At 45.0% G+C, this 5,700-nt stretch carries 6 protein-coding genes; 2 read left to right on the top strand and 4 right to left on the bottom strand.

Annotation, left to right across the window (positions count from 1 at the left end):
* Positions 1-204 precede the first annotated feature (204 nt).
* Together C7B77_RS31185 and C7B77_RS22295 are read right to left on the bottom strand one after the other, a co-directional pair.
* Entirely contained in the window at positions 205-1,287 is a 1,083-nt protein-coding gene (locus C7B77_RS31185; RefSeq protein WP_245894312.1) for a pentapeptide repeat-containing protein, read from the bottom strand.
* Positions 1,262-1,681 carry a hypothetical protein gene (locus tag C7B77_RS22295; RefSeq protein ID WP_106310049.1) on the bottom strand — a complete coding sequence of 140 codons (420 nt, stop codon included), beginning with the start codon at positions 1,679-1,681 and terminating at the stop codon, positions 1,262-1,264. Before C7B77_RS22295 ends, C7B77_RS31185 begins: the two co-directional genes overlap by 26 nt.
* A 254-nt stretch (positions 1,682-1,935) precedes the next feature.
* Between C7B77_RS22295 and egtD the strand changes: the two genes are divergently transcribed.
* On the top strand, positions 1,936-2,979 hold the full coding sequence (gene egtD, locus C7B77_RS22290; protein ID WP_106310046.1) for an L-histidine N(alpha)-methyltransferase: 1,044 nt from the start codon (positions 1,936-1,938) through the stop codon (positions 2,977-2,979).
* Positions 2,980-3,062: 83 nt separating this feature from the next.
* Here egtD and C7B77_RS22285 read toward each other — a convergent pair whose 3' ends face one another.
* Together C7B77_RS22285 and C7B77_RS22280 are read right to left on the bottom strand one after the other, a co-directional pair.
* The gene (locus tag C7B77_RS22285; protein ID WP_106310043.1) at positions 3,063-4,025 is read right to left on the bottom strand and encodes a glycosyltransferase family 9 protein; all 963 of its coding nucleotides are present in this window, start codon (positions 4,023-4,025) and stop codon (positions 3,063-3,065) included.
* 150 nt (positions 4,026-4,175) lie between these two features.
* Complete coding sequence (locus C7B77_RS22280) at positions 4,176-4,667, bottom strand: GNAT family N-acetyltransferase (protein WP_106310040.1); 492 nt, start codon at positions 4,665-4,667, stop codon at positions 4,176-4,178.
* A 224-nt stretch (positions 4,668-4,891) separates the two neighbouring features.
* Between C7B77_RS22280 and C7B77_RS22275 the strand changes: the two genes are divergently transcribed.
* The gene (locus C7B77_RS22275) at positions 4,892-5,683 is read left to right on the top strand and encodes a hypothetical protein (RefSeq protein ID WP_106310037.1); all 792 of its coding nucleotides are present in this window, start codon (positions 4,892-4,894) and stop codon (positions 5,681-5,683) included.
* The last annotated feature ends 17 nt before the right edge of the window (positions 5,684-5,700 follow it).

Below are 5,700 nucleotides of genomic sequence, written 5' to 3'. Positions count from 1 at the left end.
CAGATGTGTATAAGAGACAGGTTCGGGCTAAAAACAAAAGTTCATTGAAATGAACTGAATACACTCAATCAGTTCTCTTCAGAGAACTTGTGCTCTTAGTCCCAAATTCATTTGAGGGCAGTGCAGCAACGAAGCTAAAACTCATCCATGGGAGATGATTATCAACCCGAAATGACATTAACAATTCCACAGCAGAGATTGACATTAGCGAGGAACTAAAGTTCGAGATTCAGATCGATCGCCTGAAACATCTTCAAAAATTGCCCCTCGTGCTATTAACTCTTGCCGCATCGATTCAGAAATCCCTAGGTTATATCCAAATTGAGCCTTGTCTACCTTCGTAGTATCACTCAGGTTGGCACCACTCAGGTTAGCACCACTCAAATCGGCACCACTCAGATCTGCATCACTCAGATCGGCATTACTTAAGTTGACCTGTCTGAGTTTCGCACCAACCAATTTGGCACGATTTAGATTGGCACCAAACATGTCCGCATAATTTAGGTTGGCACCACTTAGGTCAAAACCTTGTAAATCTTTATATTTAATTGGTCTATCAAGAATTTGTTCGATCGTCTTCTGAAAGATCTTAAATCTAAGAACTGATGTGCGTAAATCTATCTGATTCATCTTCCATTTTTCCGGAAACTCCTCTTGAGTAAATACTTCTAGCGACTTGTTAAAACATTCGATCGACTTTTGCAAATTCTCTCGTCGTTCCCCTTTAAGTCGATCGAAGTAAGCCAAACCCAGATTATGTTGGAGCGTCGCCCAGTATTCGGGTAATTTTTCTCTAGTGTAGATGTCTAGAGCATAGTAGAAACAATCAATCGGTTCGTAATCTTTGCTTTGGGATAATATGGTGGAGCTTCTATCTATCCCTTCAACCTCACCATGCTGGGCATACAATCGTTCGCGTAGCGTCTCGAGCAGAGAATCGAACTCTACTTGCCAATCGGGATGAATCCATTCAATTTCTTGCCGCGATACCCGTAGCTGCCGACAACTATCGAAAATAATTTCGGGAATATTCTGCATCGCCACATCGACATATAGCGAAGTTCCAGGTGCGCCAGCGTATTCTCCTAATGTCACTGTCTCTCCAGATGGTAACGTCAAAAAAGCTAACTGGAGATCGTCGAGATCGTCATAGCCATCAAAGATGGGTAAACCGAGATGAGCGACTAAAGATGCGATCGAAACATTAAAAAATGCGGCATATTCATGTGCCGGAGTCACTTCTTCAAATCGCACCCGCCGACTAGCTTTCGGCGTTAGATTGCTCATTGGCGATATAGACCTCATCAAATTGGTTGCAAAAGGTTATCGTTACCTTAATTTTAGCGTACCCATCTTCGTTGCGAACACCCTCTCTATCTCCCGACCAGTAAGCAAAATGCGGATGATAGGAATCTACCTCGATCGGTGTAGTAAACTCAATGCCACGCTCTTGGGTTTGACGATCGTTCGATAACGGCAATTTGTGCATGTAAGCTTTAACCTTAGGAATATCGCTGCCTAAATAATTTTTCGGTGGGCCGCCCCAAAGTTCTTGGCTGGCTATTTGTTTTCTCGCCGTCTCCACGTCTTCAGGTTGTCTGCTCTGCTTGCGGTGATAAATTTGCCTCTCGGTCACGTCGCTCTGTGGTAAATCGCCTTCGCCATCGTAGCATAGGGGCACGATTGACTGATTTTGATGTCGGAATTAATTCCCCAGTTCTGGATGTTGGGTAGAGCGTAATGTCAAACTCAACTCAGCCAAATCGATCGACAAGGAGGGCAATCCCTACCTATTTTTATGTCGATCGGAGGTTTTTATCGAGAAAAATGGTTACAAGTAGAAACATTTCGCTACGATCGAGATAGATCGTTTTGTAGCTTAGTACACGATCGATCGCTTTCGACCACAATCCGCTATCAAAAGGTAAAACCTCCGTGAAAACTCAAATTAAAGAATACGAACGGCTGCGATGGATTAATCTAGATGCCGATTTGCCGGAGAGCGATTCTCATTCTGAGGAGCTACGCCAACGAGGTAGCGATATTATCGATGGCTTAAGGAGTAACCCGAAAACTTTACCCTCGCGCTACTTCTACGACGATCTGGGTTCGGAATTATTCGAGCAAATCACCGATCTGCCAGAATATTATCCCACCCGTACCGAACAAGCGATCCTCGATGATTATGTCTCGGAAATAGTCGCACTTACTGGAGCTTGCGAACTTGTCGAACTCGGTAGCGGGAGTTCGCGCAAAACTCACACTTTACTAACAGCTTACTCGCAACTAGAAGACCCGCTGCATTATTATCCGATCGATGTTAGTGCTGGCATTCTCCGCACTACTGCGCTGCAATTGTTAAATGATTACCCCAAACTCAATGTCTGCGGTGTGGCGGGTACTTACGAACGTGCGCTAGCCAATCTCCCGCCCCGAATGGTTCAAAACCGGATGCTGATGTTTTTGGGGAGTACGATGGGTAACTTGGACGATCGATCGTGCGATCTGTTTCTGACTCAAGTCCAGCAGGCTCTCCAACCTGGTGAATTTTTCTTATTGGGGGTAGACCTCCAAAAACCGATCGAGATTCTCGAAGCGGCTTATAACGATGCCCAAGGCTTGACGGCTGCTTTTAACCTCAATATTTTGCGCCATCTCAATCACCGCTTCGCTGGTGATTTCAATCTCGATAATTTCGAGCATTTTGCTTTCTTTAATACCACCGCCAGCCAGATTGAAATGCACCTGAGAAGTTTGACTGCTCAGACAGCCAAGCTCAAGGATCTCGATTTAGAAATTTCTCTTCAAGCGGGCGAAACCATTCACACCGAAATTTCTCGCAAATTCAATCTACCCGCTCTCACCGATATGCTGGCAGCTCACGCGCTGCAACCGCTGAAAGTTTGGACGGATTCGCAGTCATGGTTTGGATTAATTCTGTGTCAACGCCAATGTTTATTGTCGAATGGTTGCCCGTAGATTAATCGTTCTTATTGTCTGAAACGTGGATGGTGGGCAGTGCCCACCCTACTTTTTAGATGCGATCGAGTATCAACTATCAACTATCCTTTCCAAATCTTTTCCAAGATATCCGATGGTGGAATATCGGCGAGCTTACCCGTGCGGGATTTAATGGCGATCGAGCGACCGTTATCGGGTAATAATTTCGCCGGATCGGATGGGCCAAATAGGGCGATCGTATACGTACCGACGGCTACAGCTAAGTGCATCGGGCCGCTATTGGTGCATAACATTAGATTGGCACCTGCGATCGTGGCTGCGAGTTTGCCGATATCTGGGGGGCTGATTACTTTTAGCGTTGGGCAAAGTACCAGTAATTCTTCGATAAACTCGCTATCATCGGGGCCTTTAATGACCGCGACGGGGATATTGGGTTGCCGAGTTTGCAAGTCTTTGACGATCTGTTGCCACTGCTTGACGGGATAAATGCGATCGACACCCAGACTGGGATCTGGCTTATTTTCGCCCCCATGAATCAGGACGTAACCACTATCTTTGATTCCCAGACGTTGTTGTTCGGCTTCGGCCCAGTCGATATCAGCTTTAGGAACGTTAATGCTCACAGCCGGACAGGGGTCGGTTATATCCAAACCTCTGACCAGATCGTGGAACATCTGCGCTGCATATTGGTTGAGATTGAGCGAGACAGGGTTAGAGAGAAAAAACTTACTCGCACCGACATCAAAACCAATACGGACGGGAATGCCTGTCAACCACAAGAGCAAGCCGACACCAAATCGTCGTCCCAAGGACATGGCGACATCGTACTCGTTATCGCGGATGATGCCCAAAAGATTGCCCCAGTCAGCGGGGCCATTAACGTCTTTGAAATCGAAGGGAATAACTTTGTGGACAGACTTGGAAACACGATATGCCGTTGTCGATCGAGGTTCGACTACGACATCAATTTCTGCGTCTGGGTAACGTCCTTTGAGATTATCGATTGTGGGGAAGAAAAGGATTTGGTCGCCAATTCCACCAGGGACAAGAGCCAGGATACGCATTTGTACTCAAGTTACTGCTGTATTTACGATCGATTTTAGCAGGAATAGGGCGTGGTTGTAGGATCTTTGGTAACAGTATTCACCTAATGGCGATCGAGATTTAACGATTTTCTACGCTCGAAGCGATACCTACGGTGCAAATTTGCGCTGTTAAGCGAATCGGTAAATCATATTGAATGACGATATGCCAGTGCGATTGAGCATTTCGCTACCATCGACTTTCACAAAACCCGCGCGCTGATATAAGTTAATGACTGGGTTGTTGGCTCGAACGCTCAGAGAAATAGCAGGATAGAGACTGCTGGCTAAGTCGATCGTCTGCATTAATAATTTAGTACCAATCCCTCGACCGCGATCTGCGGGCGATACTGCTATTGCTAGTTCTGGAATCCCCTCCTCGACATACCCAAATCCGCGATTGTCGCTGGAAAATAATCGCAACCAAGCAGCACCTAGAGAATGTGTATTATCGATCGCTACCAAGCCAAAATCGCCACTTCTACCCCAATCTTTAACATATCGATCGAGCAGAGGATTTTCGCGAACGGTATCTACCGATGATTCGTGTGCGGCATACATCAGCATCGTCCACAAGATTGACTCATCTTGGTTTGTTAAAGCACGAATTTTATAGTCTGACATTTATAAACTTAGTCAAAAGATTTGAACTTGTCCGAGTCGATTGCCTGTAGCTTCTTGAATATAATACAAAATTATAACCTCACCTCGATCTGCACGAGCGATTATCGCAAACGAGCACGAACCAACTTTTTAACTCCATTGATGATGCAATTTGATTGCGGAAATTGCAATTAGCTAGTTGTAGTTAGTTAGATGTGCGCGCATTATTCGATCGATATCAATTTATGACAACACCAATTTTTCGCTCGCTCACAATTTCGGCGGCGACAACTTTTGCAGTACTATTTGGGATCGTTACTACCAGTTCGATCGGTTTTTCTACACCCATTGTCACAGAAACAGCCAATCCTCAGCTAGGTAAACCCGTGCGAGTAGCATTAGGCTCTAAAGCTGTATTTAGTGCCGATCGATTAGAAATTACGGTATTAGGCATTCGAGACGGTCGCTGTCGTAAAGATAGGCTGTGTACTTGGCCTGGTGAAGCGAAGGTGACTCTTAATGTACAGCAAGCTGGCAAAAATTTTGGTGATTTCGATCTCAGATTGGGAGTGGGCTACTCCGATTACTTCGATCCTAGTAACATCAAAAAGGTGGGTGGATATTATGTTAGGGTGCTGGAGATCGATCCTTATCCTGGTAGTATCGACTCCAAAAGCATCGATTCAAAAGCTATTCAGACGGTAACTTTACAGGTGCAAAAAACACCTTTTAAACTTAAAGATGCCAACCTAGATCCAAAACTGCAACCCCGCCCAAATGATAGTACTGACTTTGGCAAGCGATTTAGTCTCTCGAACAACCAAAATTATGGTGTAGGTAACACACGTTATATCAAAGCAGATATTCGCTTTGAAATTCGTCCGGTGGCAGATCGAGCGGATCTAGTTGAAATTTTTCTAACGGTCGAACCAAATAGTGCTCCCGATCGAAATTACTTTATTAAAAAGATTGTCAAGCTAGTATTGGACGGCATAAATAAAGACGCATTTCAATTACACAATGGTTTGCCTTTGTAAGTCCACTTAAAAGGCTT

Origin of the sequence: Chamaesiphon polymorphus CCALA 037 (assembly GCF_003003845.1) — a bacterium.
Taxonomy (GTDB): domain Bacteria; phylum Cyanobacteriota; class Cyanobacteriia; order Cyanobacteriales; family Chamaesiphonaceae; genus Chamaesiphon; species Chamaesiphon polymorphus.
This window is presented reverse-complemented; position numbering and strand designations above follow the sequence as displayed.